This is a genomic window from Tsuneonella rigui, from assembly GCF_003958625.1.
Taxonomy (GTDB): domain Bacteria; phylum Pseudomonadota; class Alphaproteobacteria; order Sphingomonadales; family Sphingomonadaceae; genus Tsuneonella; species Tsuneonella rigui.
Window position 1 is genome coordinate 19680 of record NZ_RSEL01000018.1, and the last position, 23856, is coordinate 43535.

At 66.8% G+C, this 23856-nt stretch carries 21 protein-coding genes and 1 tRNA gene; 8 read left to right on the forward strand and 14 right to left on the reverse strand.

Translation table 11 applies throughout. The features are described from left to right. Positions 1-30 precede the first annotated feature (30 nt). The 3 genes from ELY12_RS08070 to ELY12_RS08080 are packed head-to-tail and all read left to right on the forward strand — an operon-like array spanning position 31 to position 2690. Positions 31-777 (forward strand): electron transfer flavoprotein subunit beta/FixA family protein, encoded by a 747-nt coding sequence (locus ELY12_RS08070; RefSeq protein WP_126176193.1) that lies wholly within the window; start codon positions 31-33, stop codon positions 775-777. 25 nt (positions 778-802) lie between these two features. Then, the gene (locus ELY12_RS08075) at positions 803-1732 is read left to right on the forward strand and encodes an electron transfer flavoprotein subunit alpha/FixB family protein (protein ID WP_126176194.1); all 930 of its coding nucleotides are present in this window, start codon (positions 803-805) and stop codon (positions 1730-1732) included. A 43-nt stretch (positions 1733-1775) separates the two neighbouring features. Continuing rightward, positions 1776-2690, forward strand: a complete 915-nt coding sequence (locus tag ELY12_RS08080; RefSeq protein WP_126176195.1) for an energy transducer TonB — start codon at positions 1776-1778, stop codon at positions 2688-2690. Here ELY12_RS08080 and ELY12_RS08085 read toward each other — a convergent pair. The 11 genes from ELY12_RS08085 to ELY12_RS08135 form a co-directional block, all read right to left on the reverse strand. Next, the gene (locus ELY12_RS08085) at positions 2687-3217 is read right to left on the reverse strand and encodes a GNAT family N-acetyltransferase (protein WP_126176196.1); all 531 of its coding nucleotides are present in this window, start codon (positions 3215-3217) and stop codon (positions 2687-2689) included. The genes ELY12_RS08080 and ELY12_RS08085 overlap by 4 nt on opposite strands. Continuing rightward, positions 3214-4425 (reverse strand): DUF445 domain-containing protein, encoded by a 1212-nt coding sequence (locus ELY12_RS08090; protein WP_126176197.1) that lies wholly within the window; start codon positions 4423-4425, stop codon positions 3214-3216. The genes ELY12_RS08085 and ELY12_RS08090 overlap by 4 nt, the downstream gene beginning before the upstream one ends. A gap of 77 nt (positions 4426-4502) precedes the next feature. Further along, positions 4503-7925: an efflux RND transporter permease subunit gene (locus ELY12_RS08095; protein ID WP_126176198.1), complete on the reverse strand. Its 3423-nt coding sequence runs from the start codon at positions 7923-7925 to the stop codon at positions 4503-4505. A 17-nt stretch (positions 7926-7942) separates the two neighbouring features. Next, complete coding sequence (locus ELY12_RS08100; protein ID WP_126176199.1) at positions 7943-9148, reverse strand: efflux RND transporter periplasmic adaptor subunit; 1206 nt, start codon at positions 9146-9148, stop codon at positions 7943-7945. A 159-nt stretch (positions 9149-9307) separates the two neighbouring features. Further along, entirely contained in the window at positions 9308-11086 is a 1779-nt protein-coding gene (locus ELY12_RS08105) for a hypothetical protein (RefSeq protein ID WP_126176200.1), read from the reverse strand. Next, positions 11083-11502 (reverse strand): GtrA family protein, encoded by a 420-nt coding sequence (locus ELY12_RS08110; RefSeq protein ID WP_126176201.1) that lies wholly within the window; start codon positions 11500-11502, stop codon positions 11083-11085. Before ELY12_RS08110 ends, ELY12_RS08105 begins: the two co-directional genes overlap by 4 nt. 81 nt (positions 11503-11583) lie before the next feature. Beyond that, positions 11584-13155: an NAD(P)/FAD-dependent oxidoreductase gene (locus tag ELY12_RS08115; RefSeq protein WP_126176202.1), complete on the reverse strand. Its 1572-nt coding sequence runs from the start codon at positions 13153-13155 to the stop codon at positions 11584-11586. An 85-nt stretch (positions 13156-13240) separates the two neighbouring features. Then, the gene (locus ELY12_RS08120) at positions 13241-13870 is read right to left on the reverse strand and encodes a PilZ domain-containing protein (protein ID WP_164549455.1); all 630 of its coding nucleotides are present in this window, start codon (positions 13868-13870) and stop codon (positions 13241-13243) included. Between the two features lie 171 nt (positions 13871-14041). Next, a tRNA-Leu gene (locus ELY12_RS08125) sits at positions 14042-14123 on the reverse strand. Between the two features lie 66 nt (positions 14124-14189). Then, positions 14190-14471: an integration host factor subunit beta gene (locus ELY12_RS08130; RefSeq protein ID WP_126176204.1), complete on the reverse strand. Its 282-nt coding sequence runs from the start codon at positions 14469-14471 to the stop codon at positions 14190-14192. A gap of 116 nt (positions 14472-14587) precedes the next feature. Continuing rightward, positions 14588-14929, reverse strand: coding sequence for a GntR family transcriptional regulator (locus tag ELY12_RS08135; protein WP_126176205.1), 342 nt, complete (start codon positions 14927-14929; stop codon positions 14588-14590). Between the two features lie 193 nt (positions 14930-15122). Between ELY12_RS08135 and ELY12_RS08140 the strand changes: the two genes are divergently transcribed. The 5 genes from ELY12_RS08140 to ELY12_RS08160 are packed head-to-tail and all read left to right on the forward strand — an operon-like array spanning position 15123 to position 20768. Further along, positions 15123-16754 (forward strand): peptide MFS transporter, encoded by a 1632-nt coding sequence (locus tag ELY12_RS08140; RefSeq protein WP_126176206.1) that lies wholly within the window; start codon positions 15123-15125, stop codon positions 16752-16754. Between the two features lie 55 nt (positions 16755-16809). Next, positions 16810-18189, forward strand: coding sequence for an amidohydrolase (locus ELY12_RS08145; protein WP_126176207.1), 1380 nt, complete (start codon positions 16810-16812; stop codon positions 18187-18189). Then, complete coding sequence (locus ELY12_RS08150; RefSeq protein WP_126176208.1) at positions 18186-19595, forward strand: amidohydrolase family protein; 1410 nt, start codon at positions 18186-18188, stop codon at positions 19593-19595. Before ELY12_RS08145 ends, ELY12_RS08150 begins: the two co-directional genes overlap by 4 nt. Further along, complete coding sequence (locus ELY12_RS08155) at positions 19592-20098, forward strand: FKBP-type peptidyl-prolyl cis-trans isomerase (RefSeq protein ID WP_241229783.1); 507 nt, start codon at positions 19592-19594, stop codon at positions 20096-20098. The genes ELY12_RS08150 and ELY12_RS08155 overlap by 4 nt, the downstream gene beginning before the upstream one ends. Before the next feature lie 49 nt (positions 20099-20147). After that, the gene (locus ELY12_RS08160; protein ID WP_338142055.1) at positions 20148-20768 is read left to right on the forward strand and encodes an NnrU family protein; all 621 of its coding nucleotides are present in this window, start codon (positions 20148-20150) and stop codon (positions 20766-20768) included. 92 nt (positions 20769-20860) lie between these two features. On the opposite strand, the gene ELY12_RS08165 is transcribed toward ELY12_RS08160, so the two are convergent. From ELY12_RS08165 to ELY12_RS08175, 3 genes are all read right to left on the reverse strand, one after another. Next, the gene (locus ELY12_RS08165) at positions 20861-21349 is read right to left on the reverse strand and encodes a hypothetical protein (RefSeq protein ID WP_126176209.1); all 489 of its coding nucleotides are present in this window, start codon (positions 21347-21349) and stop codon (positions 20861-20863) included. 30 nt (positions 21350-21379) lie between these two features. Next, entirely contained in the window at positions 21380-23302 is a 1923-nt protein-coding gene (dxs, locus tag ELY12_RS08170) for a 1-deoxy-D-xylulose-5-phosphate synthase (RefSeq protein ID WP_126176210.1), read from the reverse strand. 84 nt (positions 23303-23386) lie between these two features. After that, the gene (locus tag ELY12_RS08175) at positions 23387-23845 is read right to left on the reverse strand and encodes a Fur family transcriptional regulator (protein ID WP_126176211.1); all 459 of its coding nucleotides are present in this window, start codon (positions 23843-23845) and stop codon (positions 23387-23389) included. Positions 23846-23856 lie beyond the last annotated feature (11 nt).

The following is a 23856-nucleotide window of genomic DNA, read 5'->3' on the forward strand; positions in this document are numbered from 1 at the left end:
CGCACGCACGAACGAAGGAGCGCGATTGCCATGAAAATCCTCGTCCCCGTCAAGCGGGTGATCGATTACAACGTGAAGCCGCGGGTCAAGGCCGACGGCACCGGGGTCGATCTCGCCAACGTCAAGATGAGCATGAACCCGTTCGACGAGATCGCGGTCGAGGAAGCCCTGCGCCTGCGCGAGAAGGGCGCGGCGACCGAGGTGATCGCGGTGTCGGTCGGCCCGGCCAAGGCGACCGAGACGCTGCGCACCGCGCTCGCGATGGGCGCCGACCGCGCGATCCTGGTCCAGACCGATGACGAGGTCGAGCCGCTGGCGGTCGCCAAGATCCTCAAGGCTATCGCCGACGCCGAAGCGCCCGGCCTGGTCATCCTCGGCAAGCAGGCGATCGATGACGATTCGAACCAGACCGGCCAGATGCTCGCCGCGCTAATGGGCCGACCGCAGGGCACTTTCGCCAACGAAGTCACCGTCGAGGGCGACAGCGTCACCGTGAAGCGCGAGATCGACGGCGGGCTCGAGACGGTGAAGCTATCGCTCCCCGCGATCGTCACCACCGACCTGCGCCTCAACGAGCCGCGCTACGCCTCGCTGCCCAACATCATGAAGGCCAAGTCCAAGCCGCTCGATACCAAGAGCCCGGCCGACTACGGCGTCGACACCGCCCCGCGTTTGAAGACCGTCAAGGTCAACGAGCCGCCGGTGCGCCAGGCCGGCATCAAGGTCGCCGATGTCGACGAGCTAGTCGGCAAGCTCAAAGCCCTCGGCATCGCCTGAGCCCTGATCGGAAAGGATTAGATAGATGAAGACTCTCGTTCTGGTCGAGCACGACAACAGCAGCGTCAAGGACGCCACCCTCAGCACGGTGACCGCCGCTTCCAAGCTCGGCGAAGTGCACCTGCTGGTCGCCGGCAAGGGCTGCGCGGGCGTGGCCGATGCCGCGGCCAAGATCGCGGGCGTGGGCAAGGTCCACCTCGCCGACGACGCCGCCTACGAGCACCAGCTGGCCGAGAACCTCGCGCCGCTAATCGTCGACCTGATGGGCCACCACGACGCGTTCCTCGCGCCCGCCACCACCACCGGCAAGAACGTCGCCCCGCGGGTCGCCGCGCTGCTCGACGTGATGCAGGTGTCGGAGATCATCGGCATCGAGGGCGACAAGACCTTCGTCCGCCCGATCTATGCCGGCAACGCCATCGCCACGGTCGAATCGTCCGATCCCAAGCTCGTCATCACAGTGCGCGGCACCGCGTTCGACAAGGCGGCGAGCGAGGGCGGCGCGGGCACCGTCGAGGCCGTCAGCGGCGCGGGCGATGCCGGGCTGTCGACCTTCCAGGGCAGCGAGCTCGCCAAGAGCGAGCGCCCCGAGCTGACCAGCGCCAAGGTCATCGTCTCGGGCGGCCGCGCGCTCAAGGACAGCGAGACGTTCAAGGAGCTGATCTTCCCGCTGGCCGACAAGCTCAACGCCGGCGTCGGTGCCAGCCGCGCGGCGGTCGACGCGGGCTACGTGCCCAACGACTTCCAGGTCGGCCAGACCGGCAAGATCGTCGCGCCGGAAGTCTACATCGCAGTCGGCATCTCGGGCGCGATCCAGCACTTGGCCGGCATGAAGGACTCCAAGACCATCATCGCCATCAACAAGGACGAGGACGCCCCGATCTTCCAGGTTGCGGACATCGGCCTGGTCGGCGACTTGTTCAAGATCGTGCCGGAGCTGACCGGGAAGCTCTGATTGCAATCGCTAATCCGCTCACTAAAGTGGGAGCGGGGGCGGTATGATCGGTCGCTTAAGTCTTTTATTGCTGATGTCGTTAGGTGCGGCCGACGTCGCCTTTGCGAAAGACCGGCCAAGCACGGTTGTCTTACAGCCGAGTTCCAATTGGTACCTCGACTATGCCGATGGATATTGTCGCTTGGCGCGGCAGTTCGGCGTTGGCGACCATAAGACCGTCTTCTACCTCGAACAGTATGAGCCGGACAATCGGTTCACAGTGCTAGTAGCCGGCCCGGATTTCGTTGCGGAGAAAGTTCACCGCGGAAAATTGCGCTTTGGCGTCGACGGCGCGGAAGCGCTTGGCGAGCGGCTGAAGGCCAAACTAATGGACGGTTACGGTGAAGGCGTGTCCATCGGGGGAATGGGACTGCTCCCCAACGCGAACCCACTTCCAGGAAAGCGCATTCCTGCTGGTTCGACTGACTATCAAGCCCCGCCAAGTCCGACCTCGCTCGCGCCCGCCGACGTTGCGCATATTTCCTATTTCGAGTTGCTTGAAGGGGATCGCCCCGTCGCCAGGCTGGAACTCGGCCGGATGAGTGAGCCGGTCAAAGCAATGAACGCCTGTACGGAGGAACTGCTCACACATTGGGGGATCGACGTCGTGGCGAACCGCACGCGGAAGCGCGCTCCAGAGCCCACGACGAGCCCGGCCACCTGGATCTCTTACTCTGATTACCCGAAGGAGCTCTTACGCGAAGGAAGAGAGGGTACAGTCTACTTTCGGTTCGATGTGGACGAGACCGGCAAGGCCACTGGTTGCCATGTCCAACAATCAACACGGCCAGATGGTTTCGACGAAGCAGTGTGCAAGAGCCTAATGCGGCGGGCTCGATTCGAACCGGCACTCGGCGCCGATGGGAAACCGATTGCCTCATACTGGCGGAGCTCGGTGAGCTTCCAGATTCCGAGCTAGGCGCTCGCGCGGCTGAAAAGCTGAATTTCTGCACCGTCCGGTAACTGTGCTTCGCGCGTGGGCTTGAAGCCGAGGCGCTCCGCGAGCGCGATCGAGGGTCCATTCGCTGGCTCGATCATGCACACCACTTCGCGCGGACCGTGCTCGTGGTCGAACCAGCTTAGCGCGGCCGTCATCGCTTCGCGGGCGATGCCTTTGCCGAAGTGGCTTTCCGCCAAAATCCATCCGGCTTCCGGCTTGTCGTCGAAGTCTTCGCCCAATCCGCGCCACGAGTGGAATACGCCGCAGTTGCCGATGATGGCCTCGCCGCCGCGCTCGCGGACCATGAAGGTGCCGTAGCCGTAGAGCGACCACGAGCCGGCGTTGCGTAGCAGGCGGGCGTGCATGTCGACCGAATCCGGGACCATGTTGCCGAGGAAGCGGCGGACGGCGTCGGGCGCCATCATTGCCTCGAGCAACGGCCGGTCGCTCGCGCGCGGGCGCCACAGCTCGAGCCGCTCGGTGGTCAGGAACGGGCCTTCCTTCACAGCAGGACGTCGGCCGTATGGATCGCGACCCCGACCAGACCGCCCACCAGCGTGCCGTTCATGCGGATGAACTGGAGGTCGCGGCCGACCGCACTCTCAATCCGGTCGGTCACGGTGCGCGCGTCCCACCGGCGGACGGTTTCCGACACGAGGCGCACGATCTGTCCACCGTAGCGGGTCGCGATGCCGACTGCCGTGCGACGGGCGAAGCGATTGAGCTGCAGCTGCATGCGCGGATCGTCGCGCAGGACTTTGCCCAGCTCCGCCAGGCTTTCGCCGAGTTGGCCGCCCAAGGCGCTACCCGGCTCGCGCGCGGTCTTGATCAGCGAGGCGCGGATACGCTCCCATACGCCGATCCACCACGTCGCGACCGCCGGGTTGTCGAGCAGCTCGTTCTTCATCCGCTCGATCTTCTCGCGCGTCTCGGGATCGTGCAGCAGGTCGCTCGCGAGTTTGCTGAGGCCTTCGTCGAGCTTGCCGCGTAGAGGGTGGTCGGGATCGACCAGCACCTCGGCGAGCAACTTGTAGAGCCCGTCGAGCACTGAGTTGGCGAGCTTTTCGTCAAGGCCGGTCCAGCGCACGAGGCCGTTGGCCTTCTCGTGGATCATGTCGCGGATCATGCCTTCGTTGGCCTCGATCGTGAGGCCCGCCCAGCGCACCGCCGAATCGATCAGCGGCAGGTGCCGCCGGTCGGCAATCGCGGCGGTCAGCATCTGGCCGAGCAGCGGCGCGACCTCGACCTTGGCGGCGAGCGTTTTCAGCCCGCCGCGTACTTGCGTGCCCAACCGCTCGGGATCGAGCGATTCGAGAAACTCGGCCAGCAATTCGCTAGCCCCCGCGCGAAGGCGGGCGCCGGTCTCGCCCTGCGTCGGTGCAGCGAGATACTCGCCGACCGCCTTGGCGAGGTTCATGTCGCGCATCCGACGGGCGACGACCGAAGGGGTCAGGAAGTTGTCCTGCAGGAACGCCGCCATCGTATCGGCGATGCGATCCTTGTTCTCCGGAATGATCGCGGTGTGCGGGATCGGCAACCCCAGCGGGCGGCGGAACAGCGCGGTGACCGCGAACCAGTCGGCCAGCCCGCCGACCATCGCAGCCTCGGCAAACGCGCGGACGAAGCCCCACGCGGGATGCAAGTCGAGCCAGTGGCTGCTGGCAACGAACAGCGCCGCCATCGCCACCAGCATGCCGGTGGCGGTCCGGCGCATGGTCCGCGCGCGATCTGGAACGGTCGGGATGCCCCCCATCCCCCGCCAACGCTGGCGGGCCGGCAGGGTTTCGCCACTCACTCCGCGGGCAGGCCTTCCGCGCCGTGGCGAGGCGGCGTGACCACGTTTTCGTCACCCGGCTTGTAGGTGAGGAAGCGGGTGCGCAGCCACGGCCCGATGCGCTTCTCGAACCCGTCGGCCAGGCTGAAGCCTGCCGGGATCAGCACCAGCGTGAGGATGGTCGACAGGATCAGTCCACCGATCACCACGATGCCCATCGGCGCGCGCCAGGCGCCGTCGCCCGATAGCGACAGCGCGGTCGGCACCATGCCGGCGGTCATCGCGACGGTCGTCATGACGATCGGCTGCGCGCGCTTGTGGCCCGCGTCGATGATCGCTGTCTTCTTGGGCACGCCGTGCGCCATCTCCTCGATCGCGAAGTCGATCAGCAGGATCGAGTTCTTGGCGACGATCCCCAGCAGCATCAGCAGGCCGATGTAGACCGGCATCGAGATCGGCTCTCCGCTGATCGCCAAAGCGAGCACGCCGCCCAAGGGCGCGAGCAGGAGCGAGGTCATGTTCACCAGCGGCGAGACGAACCGCTTGTAGAGCAGCACCAGCACCGCGAAGACGAGGAAGATCCCGCTGACCACGGCGATGCCGAAGTTGGTGATCATCTCGGCCTGCCACTTGTCCTCGCCGACGGGGGCGTTCGACACGCCCTGCGGCAGGTTCTCCATGATCGGCAGCTTCTGGATCGACTGCATGACCGGGCCCTTGACCACGCCCTGGCCAAGGTCCGCGCCGACGAACACGCGGCGCGACTGGTTATAGCGCTGGATCTGCGTCGGGCCGGCGCCGAAGCGGATCTCCGCCACGCGGCTCAATGGTACCGAGCCGCCGGCGGTGGTCGGGACGGGCAGGTTCTCGATCGTCGACAGGTCCTGGCGCGACGAGCGCGGCAGCTTCACCCGGATCGGCACCTGCCGGTCCGAAAGCGAGAACTTGGCCGCGTTCTGGTCGATCTCGCCGAGGGTCGCGATGCGGATCGTCTGGCTGAGCGCCGCGGTGGTGACGCCGAGCTGCGCAGCGAGGTCGAGCCGCGGCACGATCACGAGCTCAGGCCGCTGCAGGTCCGCCGCGATGCGCGGGGCGACGACGCCGGGGATCGTGCGCATCTGCTCGATCAGCGTCTGCGCGGTCTTTTCCAGGAGCTCGGAGTTGGAGCCCGACAGCATCACCGAAATGTCGCGGCCGGAACCGCCCCCGCCACCGCCGCCGTTCTGCGACTGGAAGCTGACCCGCGCATCGGCGATTGCCTGGAGCTCGGGGCCGAGGCGGCGCTCGAAATCGACGCTCTTGGTTTCGCGCTCTTCGGGGTCCTTGAGCGCGGCGTACAGAGTGGCATTGCCTTCGCGGACGCTCTCCATCACCCGCTCGACCTCGGGCTGGCGCTCCATGATCTTGGTCACCCGGTCGGCGACCGCGGTGGTCTGCTCGAGCGTGGTGCCCGGGACCATCTCGATCGAGACGATGCTGGTGTCCTGGTTCTCGTTCGGCTGGAACTGCTGCGGCAGCGTCGCCAGCATGCCGAAGGTCACCACCAGCGCGTACACCCCGAGCAGGAAGGCGTAGAACCGGTGATCGCGCATGCGCGCACCGAAACGGTCGGCAAAGGTACGGTACCATTCGCCGAAGGAGCCGAACTTGCCGAGAAACCAGCGTAAGGCTCGGCCCACGAGGTAGGCGAGGCCGAATGCCACGAACGGCGCGACCAGCACCGCCAGGATCGTCGGGATCACCTTGCTGAGGAGCTGGATTGTCGTCTGCGCCCCGACGAAACCGATCACGAGGATGAGCAGGACGGGGAGGATGGCGAGCAGCCGGTACCACCAAGTGCCGGGCACCCGCACGATCTGCGCGCGCAGTTCCTGGCTGCGCGTGCCGTCGAGCGTCCAGCGCAGGACGTTCATGTAGACGTCCATCGCCCGGCCTTCGCCGTGCTCCGCCTGACCGTGGGCCTTGAGGAAGTACGCCGAGATCATCGGCGTGATCAGGCGCGCGACCGCAAGGCTCATCAGCACCGCCACCACCACGGTGAGGCCAAATGCCTTGAAGAACTGGCCCGAGACGCCCGGCATCAGCCCGACCGGCAGGAACACCGCGACAATCGAGAAGGTGGTAGCGACCACCGCGAGGCCGATCTCGTCAGCCGCGTCGATCGACGCCTGGTAGGCCGATTTGCCCATGCGCATGTGTCGGACGATGTTCTCAATCTCGACGATGGCGTCGTCGACCAGCACCCCCGCGACCAGGCTCAGCGCGAGCAGCGAGAGGAAGTTGAGCGTGAACCCGAGCAGGTCCATGAACCAGAAGGTCGGGATCGCCGACAGCGGGATCGCGATCGCGCTGATGATCGTCGCGCGCCAGTCGCGCAGGAACAGGAACACCACCACGATCGCCAGCACCGCGCCTTCGACCAGCGCTTCCATCGAGCTCGAATACTGGCCCTTGGTGTAGGTCACCTGGGTGAACAGGCGGGTGAAGTGGACCTGCGGGTTGTCCTTCTGGATCTGCTCCAGCTTCTTCATCGCCTCGTCGTAGACGGTGACGTCGGAGGCGCCGCGCGCACGCTCGAAGCCGAAGGTTACCACCTCGCGCCCGTGCAGCTTGGCGGTGCGGGTCTTTTCCGAATAGCCGTCGGTGACGGTGGCGACATCGGACAGCTTGGCCGTGCGGCCACCGCCGAGGTTGATACGCGTATTGCCGAGGTCGTACGCGCTCTTGGCATTACCCAGCACGCGGACCGACTGGCGCGAGCCGCCGATCTCGGCCGCGCCGCCCGCTGCGTCGACGTTGGTCGTCCGCAGCGCCTGGTTGATCGCGCTTGCGGTGACGCCGAGCGACTGCATGCGCGCCGGATCGAGCACCACGCTGATCTCGCGGTCCACGCCGCCCGCACGGCTGACGGTGGCCATGCCGTCGATCGACAGCAGTTCCTTCGACACGGTGTCGTCGATGAACCAGCTCAGCTGCTCGATCGTCATGTCGTCGGCGCTGACCGCGAAGTAGGCGATCGAGCCGCCACCGCCGGCTTCCACCTTGAACACGCGCGGCTCGAGGATGCCGTCGGGCAGGTCGCCGCGGATCTGGTCGACCGCGTTCTTCACCTCGTTGACCGCGTCGTCGATGTCGGTGCCGATGGAGAACTGCACCATCGACTGCGAATTGCCCTCAGCCGCGGTCGAGGAGATTTCCTCCACTCCGCTGATCGAACGGGCCGCCGCTTCCACCTTCTGCGTGATCTGTGTCTCGATCTCGGTCGGCGCCGCGCCCGGCTGCGAGATCGAGACGATCACTGCCGGGAATTCGACGTCCGGCATCTGGTTCACGTCCATCCGGATGAACGAGACGATGCCGGCGATGCACAGGCCGATGAAGAACACGATCGGAATGACCGGGTTGCGGATCGACCAGGCCGAGATGTTGCGCATGTTCATGGGTCGTATCCCGGCGCTTACTTCGCGCGCTGCGGCTTGACCTTGTCACCGTCGGCGAGGAACCCGCCGGCGCGCAGGACCACGCGTTCGTTGCCCGATAGGCCTTCGGTCACCGCGACGCCCTCGCCGGTGACGATACCGGTCTTGACCGCCTTGCGGTGCACCCGGTCGTCGTTGCCGACGACGTAGACGAAGCGGCCCTTGTCGTCCGACTGGATTGCCGACTCCGGCAGCAACGGGGCGACGATGATGCCGCTGTTGAGCACTGCCGAAGCGAAACCGCCCGGACGCAGGCCCGGCGCGTAGGCGAGCGCGATGCGCGCCTCGCCCTGACGGCTGGTTTCGTCGATCGTCGGGCTGATCTGCCAGATCTGGCCGGTGTAGCTCTTGTCGCTCGAAACCGGGGTGACGGTAGCCGACTGGCCGACCGAGACCTTCGCGAGGTCTTCCTCGCTGAGCTTGGCGGCAAGCTCCATCTCACCGCCCTGGGCGATGGTGAACAGCGGCGCACCGCCGGCGCCGACCGTCTGCCCGGGCTCGACCGCACGGGTGAGGATCAGGCCCGACGCGGGCGCGTAGATGTTGAGGCGGGCGGTGCGTGCCTGCAGCTCCCCGAGCGTCGCGCGGGCCACGCCGACCCGCGCACGGGCTGCATCGCGGGTGGCGGTCAGGCGGTCGACATCGGCCTTGGAGATGAACCCGCGGTCGACCAGCTTGAGCGCGCGGTCGAGGTTCGCCTGCGCGAGATTGAGATCGGCCTGCGCGACGCCGATCTGGGCGCGCGCGCCTTCGATCTGCTGCGCCTGGACCGAGCGGTCGATCGACACCAGCACCTGGCCCTGCCGAACCCACTGTCCCTCGTCTACCGGCACCGAGATCACCCGGCCGCCCTCGCCCACCGAACCCACCGGCAGCTCGCGCCGCGCGGTCAGCGTCCCAGTCGCCTGGATCGTGCCCGCAATCGTGGTGCGGCCCGGGGTGACCACGGTGACCAGCGGGACCTGGCTGGCGCCCTGGGTCGCCGCGAACGGATCGTCGTCTTCGCCGCCGCTCATGAAGAAGAACGCCGCCACCAGCGCGATCGCCGCGACGATCGCGATAATCGCGTACTTGCGGCGCTTGGACGAAACGTCCTCGCCGGGCACCGCCGACAATTCTGCATCGGCGCCTTCGAGCGGATAGCGCTCCCCGTCCTGCGCTTCGAGGGTGGTTTCGTAGTTCATCTGACTGCCTTAAGCCCCCCAACGGGCCGTGTATTACGCGCATAACGCACCAGGCGCAAGCGGAGCCACCGGCCCATAGACCGTGGCGGGTTGGAGGGCAATCGAAGGCTCGACCGGCGGGCCAGCAGGACCGACGAAAAGCCGGTCTCCGCAGGCGCTTTAGTGGCGGATGCGCCACACCTCGAGGCTGCCGTCGCCGGCGACCTGGACCGGCTCGAGCCAGCTCGGCGCGCGATGGGCGAGCATCTGGGCCATGAAGCCGACAGGCGCGGCGGTGCGGTAGCGGGCCGGTTCGGCAAGGTCGGGGCAGAGCACGATATAGCTGGTTCCGCGCTCCGCGAGCGTAACATGAGCAGCGTCGGTCGAACCGGTAAACGTCCCGATGACCGTGCGCATCGCGCTCTGGCCGCGGTGATGCCCAGTGGCGATCACCGTGTGCTGCGTTTCGTAGAGCAGCTGCGGGCCGATATCGAGCGGAGCTAGGATCTCGCCTTTGGGTAGCTTTTTCAGCATCGCCGCGTTGGCAGGAATCGCGCAGCTCGACACCCGCGGCTGCGCGCCCCCGATCGCCGCCTGTGCGGGAATTGCGAGGGTGAGGAGCGTGATCGGCATCGCCGGCAAAAGGGCCAGCGCCATGCCCGCGAGCACCAGCGCGCGCTTGCCGGGCCGGCGCAGCATGCGGGCCGAGCGCAGCCACTCACGCACCTGCCAGCCGAGCGGCACCGCAGCCAGTGCGCCTGCGATCGCACCGGCCCGCGATACGAAAAGGGCGATCAGGAGCGAGGCCGCGAGTACCAACGCATAGTCTTGCCAGAACCGCCGCAACCAATCCGAGCTGCGGCCCGCCAGGCGGATGCAGGCGAGGAGCCCGATCAGCGGCGGAATGACGATCTGCAGCGCAAGCCCGGCTTCTTGATGCCACACGGGCAGGCCCTCACCCACGCCGTCGTACCAGAACCGCGCGACCAGCGGGTCGAGCTGTGCGAACGCGCCGCCGCTGCACTGCGGGGCGAACGACAGCATGGTCGCCGCGCCCACGGCGGCGATTGCGGCGAGGCCGGCGACCAAGGCAAAGCGCGGCAGCGGCTCAAGCCGCGCTAGGCCGGTCGCGGCAAGCGCGGCGACGCCGAAGCAGGCGAGGTGCGCGGGCGAAATCGCGTCGCAATGCTCGGCCAGCGACCCGAACCCCCGAGTGGCGGCGAAGAAGCCGAGTGAGCCGACCGCCAGACCCTGCATGGTGGCGGTGAACCACACGGCGTCATGACGGTCGCGCAGCCAGCGCAGCGCGGTGACTCCGCAGATCGCGGCGGCGAGCGGCAGTCCTTCGATCGAGATCGACAGCCCCGCCGCCAAAGCGACACCGGTCACCCATCCGCCAAAACGCGGCGAGCGGGACATGAGCGCGTTCATCGCCGCAAGCACGCAGACGATCTGCCAGCCGTGGTGGTCGATCCGCATCGGGCGCAGCTGCTGCACCAGCGGCACCGACAGCGCCATCGCAAGACAGGCGAACCCGGCCGCCTCGTCACCGATCACCCGCCAGGCGATACGCCCTGCCAGCAGCAGCGCACAGCCGAAGGTCAGTAGCGGCACGAAAATGAGCGCAACCGTCTCCGCCGCATGTTGGCCGATCAATCCGCGCAGCGCGAGGATGACGCCGGCGAGCGGCAGATCGACCAGGCGCGACCAGTGCATCGGCACCCCGCCGTTGACGGCATCGATCCGGTGCTGGGTCAAGTCGAACCACGCTTGCCCCGCGATCAGGTCGCGCACCTGCACCAGGCGCAGCGTGTCGTCGGGATCAGGAAAGTGGTAGGCGAGGATCGCCTGCAGGTTCGTCACGAGCAGCAGCGCCGCGATCATCGCCCACGCGAGGGCGACGCGCAGCAGCAGGTCCGGCGTCAGCGCCGGCCTCCGCCGCTCGACGAACAATGTCATGCCGCGGCGCCCGCGCTGCGGAACACGACCCTGTTGCGCAGCATCCAGGTAACCGTGAAGCTCACCCCGATCGCAACCAGCTTGGCGAGGCGCGGATCGATCCCGCCGAGGTCGGCCAGGCCGACGATCCCGGTCGTGAGGCCGAGGCCGATCATCGCCGAGACGACGAACAGCGCCTTCTGCTTGGTCCGTTCACGGCCGCGTTCGGCGACCGTGTCGGCGAACACCGCGCGGCTCGACAGCAGCCAATGCGCGACAATCCCGAGCGCGTAACCGAACGCCGAAGCCGCCGCTGCCGGCACCGCCAGCGACAGCAGCGCAAGGAAACTGCCGACATCGACCGCCAGCGCGCCGACGCTGGCGAGCACGTAGCGCACCAGCCGCAAGTCGGCGATCTTGATAATCCTGGCAATCATCGCGTGGCCCCCGCCAACAATCTCGATAATTCGCGTGTATGGGCCGGTTCTCGGCGCATACGGTTAAGGATTGAACAACGGCTAGGCCGCTTTGCGGCCGACCCGCTGCGGCACCTCGCGCACCGATGCCAGCGCGGCGGCCTGGTCCTCGGAAACGGGCGTGGTTTCGCGCGCCGGCAGCGCCTTCTCCGCGCCCTCGTCGCCCGCCTCGTGGTATTCGGCGTCCTCGTTGACGCACCAGGTGTCGTAGAGCCGTGTCCCGGCGAGGATGTTCTCCACTGTCAGCATCGCGGTCATCATCGCGTGATCCTGGTTGTTGTAGCGGTGCATGCCGTTGCGCCCGACGAGGTGCAGCGTGGGATGCTTGTCCTCCAGCTCGTGGCGCATGGCGGCGACGTTGGCGGCATAGTCTTCGTCATAGACCGGATAGGCCTTTTCCTGCCGCACCACCGCCCCGCCGATGACGTCCCTGGGATCGAGCAGGCCGAGGATTTCCATCTCCGTGGTCGCCAGTTCGACAAGCTCATCATCGCTCGACGACCACAGGCCATCGCCTTCGAAGCAGAAGTACTCGAGACCGACACAAGCGACGCTCGGATCGGGCACCATTTCCGGCGACCAGGAGCGAAAGTTCTGCACCCGGCCGACCTTGACCTTGCTGTCGTGAATGTAGATCCAGTTGTCGGGGAACAGGTCTTCCGACTTGATCTTGAGCGCGACGGTGAGGAAGTCACGGTACTTGAGCTCGCTCGCGTTCCACGCGGTATCGGGCAGCGGATGCATCCGCACGGCGAGCTCGCGCATCGGCGCGCTGCTGATCGCGTGGGCGGCCTTGATCACCACCTTGCCGGCGGGTCCGTTGGCGGAGACGCGCCAGCCACCTTCGCCGTCGGCAGCGACCTGATCGAGCGCATGGCCCATCAGCACCTGACCCTTACCGGTGGCGACGATCTTGTCGCGCGCCGCGTCCCACATCATACCGGGGCCGAGCCGCGGATAGCGGAAGGTCTCGAGCAGGGTCTTGACGCCCTGCCCGTCGTTCGGCCGCTTGTTGAGGCCGAGGCTGCGCTTGAGGCCGTCGGTCACCGCCCCCCACAGCGACAGGCCCTTGATGCGTTGGGCGGCCCAGTCGGCGCTCATCTCGTTACAGGGCATGCCCCACACCTTCTCGGTGTAGGTCTTGAAGAAGATCGAATAGAGCTTCTTGCCGAACTGGTTGCTGGTCCAGTCCTCGAAGCTCCGAATGTCTTTGATCGGAAACAGCTGCGACCAGGCGAAGCTCGCCATGCATACGGTCGAACGCCACAACCCCAGGTTGCCGAGCGCCTCGAACGCGCGCAGCGGGTAGCTGTAGAACTTGCCCTCGTAATAGATGCGGCTCATCCGCGGGCGCTGGATGAAGTCGTCGGGCAGGATCTCGTTCCACATGTCGACGACCTGTTGCGACTTGGAAAAGAACCGGTGCCCGCCGATGTCGAAGCGGTAGCCTTCGTGCTCTACCGTGCGGCTGATGCCGCCGACGTAGGTCGCGTCCTTCTCGATGATTGCGACGGTCTTGCCCGCCTTGGTCAGCAGGTAGCCCGCCGTCAGGCCCGCGGGCCCGGCGCCGATGATCGCGACGTCGACGGTCAACTGTGTGGAATTCGTGCTCACTCAAGCCCCCCGGATGATTGCCAGGGGAATGAAGGAAATTGGTTACCGGGGAGTAAACGCGCGCCGCTGGCGCCGATTGCGCGGGTCAGCGCCGCTGGGTGGCGCCGCAAACCGGCGCTTCGAGCAGTTCGGGAGCTTGAGCGCCGACGGCAAACACCGCCAGCTGGCTGAGGCTGAAGGTGTCGTCGAACACCAACCCATACTCGACATCGCGCCGCCACCGGACCCGCGCCCGCACCTCGGGCAGGATGCCCGAGCAGAGCCGCACCGGCTGGTCGATCGCCAGCAGCGCATTGCAAGTGATCCGCGCGCCTTGCTGCGAAAGATTGACGACCTGCGCGCGAAAGCGGCCGCCGATCAGCGCGAGCTCGATCGGAAAGGCGATGTTGAGGCGCAATTGCCGCTTCGGAAAACGGCCCGCCTCGGCCACCAGCGCCGCGACCTCGACAGCGTTGACGAAGCGGTAGCCGCCCTCGAGCCCGCGGCTCCAAACCGGCTCGATCTCGTGGCGTTCGCCGGTTTGCAGCTCAAGCCACTGCGGCCCGCCCTCGGGCAGCGTGTGGAAGCCGCGCAGGCTGATGCCGCTTTCGGATACGTCACGGATAACACAGATGAATTCGCCGCCCGGCGCGATCAGCTTGGCCGCCCGGATGAGCAGCGTGAAGCGCGGGGCGACCCGCTCTTCGCACGGCTCCGGGTCCGCTTCTCGCGGCACGATGATGCGCCCTTGTTCCATACCACCTCAATGGCCGGCGACATTGCTGCCGCCCTGCGTGCCCGCAACCCCGGGAACGGTCTCGCTGTTCGAGGTAGACCCTCGCGGTAAATGGGGGGTTAGCGCCGGCCCCGCGCAACTACGGGGGCGAGCGGTGCAAATTGAGCAACGTGCGGGCGGTGGGACTCGAACCCACACGAGCAAGGCTCAGGGGATTTTAAGTCCCCGGCGTCTACCATTCCGCCACGCCCGCGCAGGGCAGCGCCTAGCGCGGGCGGTGGATGGGGGCAAACTGCGAGTGGATGACCGCTTGCGTGGATCAGCCGTCGTTGACGACGCGGCGCATTTCCTTGCCGGGCTTGAAATACGGCACTTTCTTCTCGGGTACGTCGACCGCCTCGCCGGTGCGCGGGTTGCGGCCCTTGCGGGCGCCGCGCTCACGGGTGGAGAACGCGCCAAAGCCGCGCAGCTCGACCCGGCCGCCGTCGGCCAGCCGTTTGCCGATCTCGTCGAAGAAAGTGTCGAGCACCTGCTCGACCTCGTCCGCCCGCAGATCGGGGTTCTCACGCGCCAGTGCCTGCAACAGCTCCGACCTGATCATCGCGTTCCCTCCAGATCGCGGCGCGACCCGCTTGGGGACGCAAGGTGCCAGAGAGGGCGCGCTAGCGCAACGACCGTTTACACCGGTCATTTACCGCGAAGAAACGATGGGGGCGGTCAGGCTTCAGCGGCGAGCTCTGCCGGATCGAGGCCGAGGCGGCGGATGCGCGCCTTCAGTTCGGGCCATTCCTCCTCGAGAAAGCGCGTGCGCTCCGCCCGGCGCAGCTTCTCCGCCGCGCCCGTGGCCACATACATTCCCACGCCGCGCTGGACCTCGACCAGCCCATCGGCCTGGAACTGCTGGTAGGCCTTGGCGACCGTCAGTGGATTGGCCCCCTGCTCAGCGGCGAGCGCGCGGACCGAGGGTAGCATCTCGCCCTCGCGATAACGGCCTTCGATGATCGCCGCGGCGACGAGGTCGCGCAGCTTCAGGTACACCGGCCGGCTCTGCTGGGTCATGGAAGGTCCTTTGATCGGTGCATCAGTGACATAATACAGCGGGGCGCGTCAAGGTTCCCGGTAACAGAAGGTTCAGGCGGTTACGGGTGAAACAAGTGCTTCACATGGGCGAAGCAGCCGTTAGGGTGCGCGCCATTCCGGCCCCTTCGCTTGCGAACGGGGCCGTCAAAACAATTTCGAGGGAATGGATCGCATGAAGGATATGGCCACTTGGAATGAGGGCGACTGGATCGCGGCACTAGCCGCGGTATTCCTGTTCGCCGTTCTGGCCGTCGGCGGCCTCATCGCCGCGCGCAAGAGCGAAGAAGTGGTCGGTCATCCGCGCGGCCTGTTCGTGCTGTTCTACGCCGAGATGTGGGAGCGGTTTTCCTACTACGGCATGCGCGCGCTGCTGGTGCTTTACCTCACCAAGCACTGGTTGTTCGACGACTCCAAGGCGACGCTGATCTACGGCGCGTACGGTGCGCTGGTCTACATCACCCCGGTGCTCGGCGGGATCATGGCCGACCGCTGGCTCGGCCAGCGCAAGGCGGTGCTGTTCGGCGGCATCCTCCTCGCCATGGGCCACGGCCTCATGGCGGTCGAGGGCAACGGCGGTCAGACCGACCCGGCGATCAACGTGTTCTGGGCCGCGCTCGCCTTCATCATCGTCGGCTCGGGCTTCCTGAAGGCGAACATCTCGGTGATCGTCGGCCAGCTCTATAACATGAAGGACACCCGCCGCGACGCCGCCTACACCATCTTCTACATGGGGGTGAACGTCGGCGCGGCGCTCGGCACGATCCTCGTCGGCTACCTCGGCGAAACGATCGGCTGGGCATACGGCTTCGGCCTCGCGGGCATCGGCATGGTCATCGGCCTGATCATCTTCGTGCTCGGCAGGCCCGCGCTGCGCGGACGGGGCGAGGCGCCGCACGGCCTGACCTCCAGCCGCGAGATGACGCTTTATGCCATCGGCCTCGCAGGCGTCGCGGTGATCTGGGGCCTGATCCAGTATCAGGACGTCATTCAGACGCTGCTTATCGTCACCGGCGTGGCGATGCTGCTGTTCGTCCTGTGGGAAGCCTTCAAGCTGCCCAAGGAGCCGCGCGAGCGCATGTTCGCGATGCTGTTTTTGATCGCGCTCAACCCGCTGTTCTGGGGCCTGTTCGAACAGGCGGGCGGTAGCCTGAACCTCTACACCGACAAGTTCGTCGACAAGGGCGGAGTGCCGACCAGCCTGTTCCAGTCGATCAACCCGATCTACATCGTGCTGTTCGCGCCGATCTTCGCGGCGCTGTGGCAGTGGCTGGGCAAGAAAGGCCTGGAGCCGAGCGCGCCCGCCAAGTTCGGCCTCGCGCTGCTGCAGTTGGGCCTCGGCTTCCTGATCTTCGTGTGGGGCGCCGGCACGGCCGATCCGGCGGTGATGACCTCGGTCATCTTCGTGTTCCTGATTTACCTGCTGCACACCACCGGCGAACTCTGCCTCAGCCCTGTCGGCCTGTCGGCGATGGCGCGGCTCTCGCCGATCCACCTCGCCAGCTTCGTGATGGGCGCGTGGTTCTACATGACCGCGGTGGGCAACTTCGTCGCGGGCAAGATCGGCGAAGCGACCGGTGGCGAAGGCGGCGAGATGTCGAAGGGACTCGTGCTCGACATCTACTGGGAGATCGGCCTGGTCGCGATCGGCGTCGGGGTCGTCGTGCTCCTGCTGAGCCCCTTCGTGAAGCGCTGGATGCACCTCGACACACTGGAGGACCGCAACGTGAGCGACGATCTCGCGGGGCAGAGTCAGGCAGGCATCGAGGCGCAGGAAGCCGGCGTCCATCCGGCGACACGCGGTTAACCAAACCGATCAGGGCGCGGGGGCAATGGCTCCCGCGCCTTTTCTTCATGGGGGCATGATGACTTTCTGGCGAAACACATGTGCGGCCGTGGGCGCGCTGGCCCTGGCTGCGTGTGCGACGACGCAGGGCGACCAAACCGACACCGCGAGCGCGAATTCGGCGGTCAATGAAAATCCCTACCCATCGACCTATCACGCCTACCCCGGCGCGCCGACCGCGCTCGTCGGCGCTACGGTGTTCGACGGAGCGGGCGGCCGGATCGATGGCGGCACGGTGCTGTTCGCCGACGGCAAGGTGGTCGGCGTGGGAGACGGCAGCATGGCGGTCCCTGCCGGCTACACGCGGATCGACGGAACGGGGAAGTTCGTCACCCCCGGCATCATCGACATCCACTCGCACCTCGGCGTCTATCCTTCGCCCGGGATCGAGGCGCTGTCCGACGGTAACGAAGCGACTGCGCCGACCACGCCCGACGTCTGGGCCGAGCACTCGGTCTGGCCGCAAGACCCCGGCTTCTCGCGCGCACTCGCCAACGGCGGGATCACCGCGCTGCAAATCCTGCCGGGCTCGGCCAACCTCGTGGGTGGCCGATCGGTCACCTTGAAGAACGTGCCGGCGCGCACCGTGCAAGGCATGAAGTTCCCCGGCGCGCCCTACGGCATGAAGATGGCCTGCGGCGAGAACCCCAAGCGCGTCTACGGCGGCAAGGGGCGCGAGCCGTCCACCCGGATGGGCAACATAGCGGTCGACCGGCAGACTTTCCTCGATGCCAAGAAGTGGATGGCGGAGGGCCGCAAGGGCCGCGATCTCGCCAAGGAGACCTTGGCGGGCGTGATGGACGGCAAGATCCTGGTCCAGAACCACTGCTACCGCGCCGACGAAATGGCCTTCATGATCGATCTGTCGAAGGAGATGGGCTACAAGATCAGCGCCTTCCACCACGCGGTTGAAAGCTACAAGATCGCCGACCTGCTGCGCGAGAACGGTATCTGCTCGGCGGTGTGGGCCGACTGGTTCGGCTTCAAGATGGAAAGCTACGACGGCATCCCCGAGAACGCCGCGCTGATCCACAACGCGGGCGCGTGCGTGGTCATTCACTCGGACGACGAAAACGGTATTCAGCGTCTCAACCAGGAAGCGGCCAAGGCCCAAGCGGCGGGCCGCCGTGCGGGGATCATCATCCCGGACGAAGCGGTGATCCGCTGGCTGACGCTCAACCCGGCCACCGCGATGGGCATCGGCGACGTCACCGGCAGCCTGGCAAACGGCAAGAACGCCGACGTGGTGCTGTGGAACGGCAACCCGCTGAGCGTCTATTCGCGACCCGAAAAGGTGTGGATCGATGGCGCGCTGATGTTCGACGCGAACGATCCCAAGCGCAGGCCAGTGAGCGACTTCGAGCTCGGCCAGCCCGGCGAAGGAGACGTGAAATGAGCGCCTCTCCCACCAAGAGCCTGCGCCCGTTCGGCGCCATCGGTCTCGCCCTCGGCCTCGCCGGAGCGTTCGTCGGTTACAAAGCGAGTGCGCAGGACTTCGCGATCACCAACGCGACCGTTGCCACCGGCGACGGCTCCGCACCGATCCAGGGCGCAACCGTCGTCGTGCGTGGCGGAAAGGTGGTCGCGGCCGGCTCCGGCGTTGCCGTACCTGCGGACGTGCAGACGATCGACGGCAGCGGCAAGTGGGTCACGCCCGGGCTGTTCGCCGCGATGACCGCGCTCGGCCTCTACGATGCGGAGGGGATCGAGGAATCGGACGATTCCGGCGCCCGCAATTCGCCCTTCGGCGCCGCGCTCGACGTGACGCCCGCGCTCAATCCGGTCTCGCAGCACGTGGCGGTGGCGCGCGACGGCGGCATCACCCGGGCGAGCGTGTTCTCGCGTCCGGCAAGCTCGATCTTCGGCGGACAAGGCGCGGTAGTCGATCTCGGGGCCGACCCGAACATGGTCGTGCGCCCGCGCGCGTTCCAGCTCGTGGCGCTCGGCGAATACGGCGCACAACTCGCCGGCGGCAGCCGGGTGAGCGCGCACGCGGTGCTCCGCAACGCGCTGCGTGAGGCTCGCCAATACAGCTCCGACAGCCGCATTCCCGGCGGTAGCGGGCCGCGCCAAGTTTCGACCGGCGACGACATCCCGGTCGATACGCGCCTGATCGACAACAGCGCCGAACGCGATGACGTGCTCCTGACGCGCTTCGACGCCGCGGCGTTGATCCCGGTCGTGAACGGCCAGCAGCCGCTCTACGTCGCGGTCGAGCGCGCCGCCGACATTCGCGCGGTGCTCGCGCTACGAAGCGAGTTCCCCAAGCTCAAGCTCGTGCTGGTCGGAGTCAGTGAGGGCTGGCGCGTGGCAAGCGAGATCGCCGCCGCCGGCGTGCCGGTTATCGCCGACCCAGTCGACGACCTGCCCTCGCGTTTCGAGCAGCTCGCCGCGACGCAGAGCAACGTCGGCCGCATGGTTGCCGCCGGGGTTAAGGTCGCGCTCGGCGGACTCGCGGGCTCGACCGGCGACCAGCCAAAGAACCTTGCGCAATATGCCGGCAACCTGGTCGCCCTAACCAAGGTGCCAGGAGCGTCCGGCCTTTCATGGGGCCAGGCGTTCGCAGCGATCTCATCCATCCCGGCGGAAATCTCCGGTCAGGGCGGCCGCGCGGGCGTGCTCAAGGCCGGCGCTGCAGGTGACGTTGTGATCTGGGACGGCGACCCGCTCGAACTATCGAGCGCACCCGAGCGGGTGTTCATCGATGGGGTCGAGCAGCCCAAGGACGACCACCAATCCCGGCTCAAGGATCGCTACCGCGACCTCGACGACCGCGACCAGCCCAAGGCGTTCGACTGGTGAAGTGGCGCATCGCAGGCGAGGGTGGAACGACCCTGGCGCTGGGTGCCGCGCTGATCGCGGCCGCCGCGGCCATGGCCCAGCCGGTCGAGACTCCGCCCGACCACAGCCAGGACATCGTCTGGATGAACGCCCAGCAGGCCGCCTTGGCGGAGCGGGCGGCGCAGCCGGGCTGGCAGACCGTCGAGGGCGGCACGCTGTGGCGCCGCGTGGCGGGCGATGGCTCGGGTAAGCATCCGACTCCCGCCGACACGGTGACCGTGCATTACACCGGCACGTTCGTCGAGGGCGGGGTGTTCGACACCTCGGAAGGCGGCGAGCCGGCGACCTTCCCGCTCGGGCGGCTGATACCGGCGTGGACCAAGGCGATTCCGCAGATGGGCGTGGGCGATACGATCGAAATCGCCGCCCCGGCGAGCGAGGCCTACGGCACCAAGGGCAAGGGCCCGATCCCCGGCGGCGCGACGCTGCTGTTCACCGTGCGGCTGCTCAAGATCGGCAACTGAAGGGACAGCAGGCCGCGCCGGATTGCAATCGCCGGCAAGTCTGATACCCATGTTGACACCGTTCACATGGGGAGATGCGGTGTGGACCCTGCCCTTGCTGACCGCCGCGAGTATCGCCTTCGTCGGCACGCACTTCGCGCTGTCGCATCCGCTGCGCGCGCCGATCGTCGCGCGGATCGGCGAGAAGGGGTTCCTGCCGCTCTATTGGCTCGTCGCGTTCGCTACGCTCGGCTGGATGGTTCTCGCGTTCCGCGCCGCCCCACCGCTCGACCTCCCTGGTTCGGGCGAGATCGGCTGGATCGCCGCGACCGTCGTCACCCTGCCCGCGCTGCTGCTGTTTCTCGGTAGCTTGCGCGGCAACCCTGCCATCCCCGGCCCCGCTGCGCCAAAGCCCATCACCCGCGCGCCGACCGGCGTGTTCGCCGTCACCCGCCACCCGATGATGTGGGGCTTTGCGCTCTGGGCGCTCAGCCACGTCATCCTGTGGTGGAGCTGGCGCACGGTCATCGTTGGCGCGACGATCCTGTTCCTCGCCCTCGTCGGCGCGCACCTGCAGACCGCAAGAAGGCAGCGCTGCATGGCGAGAACTGGGCCGGATGGGCAACTACGACGAGCTACTGGCCGCGCTGGGGCCGGCTGCTCGGTGCGGGCGCCGTGCTTTGGACGATAGCGATTGCATTGTGGCTTGCGATCACATGGGCGCATGCGCCATCGGCAGGCGTGCCGGCAGGCCTGTGGCGGTGGTTATGACGCGGATTTCGTTCAGCCTACCAATCCAGGGAAAACGTTGAGCGGTAGGCCGAGCGCCACTTTGCGCATGATGTCATCCGCCGGATCGCCCAGCTCGACGCCAGAAAGCGCATGATCGCGGAGAAGATCTCCGAACGCCTGGGCTACGAGGACTAGACCGTAGGGATCGCGCTTAAAAATCGGCGCCCCCTCGTCGAAACTGAGGACATTGAGCGCGAAATAGGAATGCCGTCCGATCGGATGAAATGGCAGAAATTCAGCGAGACCGGCGCAGATGCCGGCCAACGCGTCCTTTGCCCTCTCCGAAACGACAGGCGCCATCACCATCCAGATAACGAAATCGGCCGGCTTATAGCTGGTGCCGATCAACTTCGCGGGTGGGATCTGCCAGCCTGACGCCATGGGCTGGCCCACGAAATGATCGTGGAAATAGCGCAGGTCGTGTGGGATAAAGGACGGACGCCGCTTCCCAAGGCAGACAAGTTCGTATGGCGGTGTCATCGAGACCGGCAGGACGGCTCACCCATCCTTTCAGGCCCGCGCCTCTTCCACCCCCGCGCTGTTGTGGCGCAGCGCCTTGAGTACCGTGTCGATGATGTGCGGGGCGTTGAGGCCGGCTTCGTCGTATTGCTTCGCCGGGTCGTCGTGGTCCTGGAACACGTCGGGCAGGCGCATGGTGCGGATTTTCAGGCCCGCATCGAGCAGGCCCTCGTCGCTGGCATGCGTCAGGACATGCGCGCCGAGGCCGCCGATGGCGGCTTCCTCGACGGTCACCACTACCTCATGGGTGCGCATCAGGCGGTCGATCAACGCGGTGTCGAGCGGCTTGGCGAAGCGCAGGTCGGCGACGGTGGTCGACAGGCCCTTGGCTTCGAGCGCATCCGCCGCCTTGAGCGCCTCGGCAAGGCGGGTACCGAGCGACAGCAGCGCCACCTTGGTCCCTTCGCGAACCACCCGGCCCTTGCCGATTTCGAGCAGTTGCGGCGTCTCGGGCAGCGCCACCCCGGTGCCGTTGCCGCGCGGATAGCGGAAGGCGATCGGGCCGGCGTCGTACTCGGCGGCGGTATAGGTCATGTGGACCAGCTCGGCCTCGTCCGCCGCGGCCATCACCACCATGTTGGGCAGAGTCGTAAGGTAGGTCACATCGAACGAGCCGGCGTGCGTCGCCCCGTCCGCCCCCACCAGCCCCGCGCGGTCGATCGCGAAGCGGACCGGCAGGTTCTGGATCGCGACGTCGTGTACAACCTGGTCGAAGGCACGCTGCAAGAAGGTCGAATAGATCGCGCAGAACGGCCGCATGCCCTGCGCCGCGAGCCCGGCGGCGAAGGTCACCGCGTGCTGCTCGGCAATGCCCACGTCGAAGCTGCGCTCGGGGTGCGCTTTGGCGAAACGGTCCACCCCGGTGCCGCTAGGCATCGCCGCGGTGATCGCGCAGATGCGGTCGTCGGTTTCGGCGAGCTTCGCCAGCGTATCCCCGAACACGTTCTGATAAGCGGGCGGGCCCCCGGCGCTTTTCTTCTGTTCGCCGGTGATGACGTCGAACTTCTGCACCCCATGGTATTTGTCGGCGCTGTTCTCCGCCGGGGCGTAGCCCTTGCCCTTCTTGGTCACCACGTGGACCAGGATCGGCCCCTGCTCGCTGTCGCGCACGTTCTCCAGCACCGGGATCAGGTGGTCGAGGTTATGCCCGTCGATCGGACCGACGTAGTAGAAGCCGAGCTCCTCGAACAGCGTGCCCCCGGTGACCATCCCGCGGGTGAATTCCTCGGCCTTCTCGAGCCCGTGGTTCAGACGCCGGCTGAGCTTGGCCGAAAGCCGCTTGGCGAGGCTGCGCAGCCCGAGGTACTCGCTGCTCGACACCATTCGCGCCAGATAGGCGGAGAGCCCGCCCACCGGCGGCGCGATCGACATGTCGTTGTCGTTGAGGATCACGACCAGCCGGTTGCCCGCGGCCTCGGCGTTGTTCATCGCCTCGTAGGCCATGCCGGCGCTCATCGCGCCGTCGCCGATCACCGCGATGCCCTTGCCGGGCTGGCCCTTCAATTTGTTGGCCACCGCGAAGCCGAGCGCGGCGCTGATCGAGGTCGACGAGTGCGCGGCGCCGAACGGATCGTACTCGCTCTCGCTGCGCTTGGTGAAGCCCGAGAGGCCGCCGCCTTGGCGCAGGGTGCGGATGCGGTCGCGGCGGCCAGTCAGGATCTTGTGCGGATAGGCCTGGTGGCCGACGTCCCACACCAGCTTGTCGGTCGGGGTATCGAACACGTAGTGGATCGCTACGGTCAGCTCGACCACGCCGAGGCCCGAACCCAAGTGCCCGCCGGTCGAGCCGACCGCGCTGATCATCTCCGAGCGCAGTTCGTCGGCGAGCTGGCGCAGGTCTTCCGGCTTGAGCTTGCGGAGGTCTTCAGGAGTATCGACGGTGTCGAGCAGAGGCGTCACGGGGCGCGAAGTCATGCGTCCCGTCCTACACGCCCACGCGATTGCTGTCGATGAAAGGTCTCTGATGAAACCATGAGGGTTCGGTGAAATCGCCGCGCGTCAGTGGCATTGGGCGCAGAGACCGCGGATCTCGATTACCGGGCGCTCGGGCTTGAAGTCGGCCTTTTCGGCGAGGCCGCGCACCGACTTGGTCAGCGCGTCGTCGTCGATGTGGGTGGCTTCGCCGCATTCGTCGCATACCAGGAAGATGCAGTCGTGCAGGCAGCCAGGATGGCTGTTGGCGAGGTAGGCGTTGCTGCTCTCGACCCGGAGCGCGAGGTTGTTGGCCACGAACACATCGAGGATGCGGTAGATCGAGTTGGGCGCGATGCGCTTGCCGCGCTTGGCCGAGACCTCGTCGGCGATGTCGTAGGCGCTCGCGGGCGAGGCGTGGGTGGCGAGCGCGTCGAACACGTCGGCGCGCAGCTCGGTCCACTGCTCGCCTGCGGCGATCAACGCGTCCCGCGCTGCGGGGGCAAGGCTGTCGCCCGAGTGCTCGTGATGATGGTGGCCCGACATGGCGCGCAATG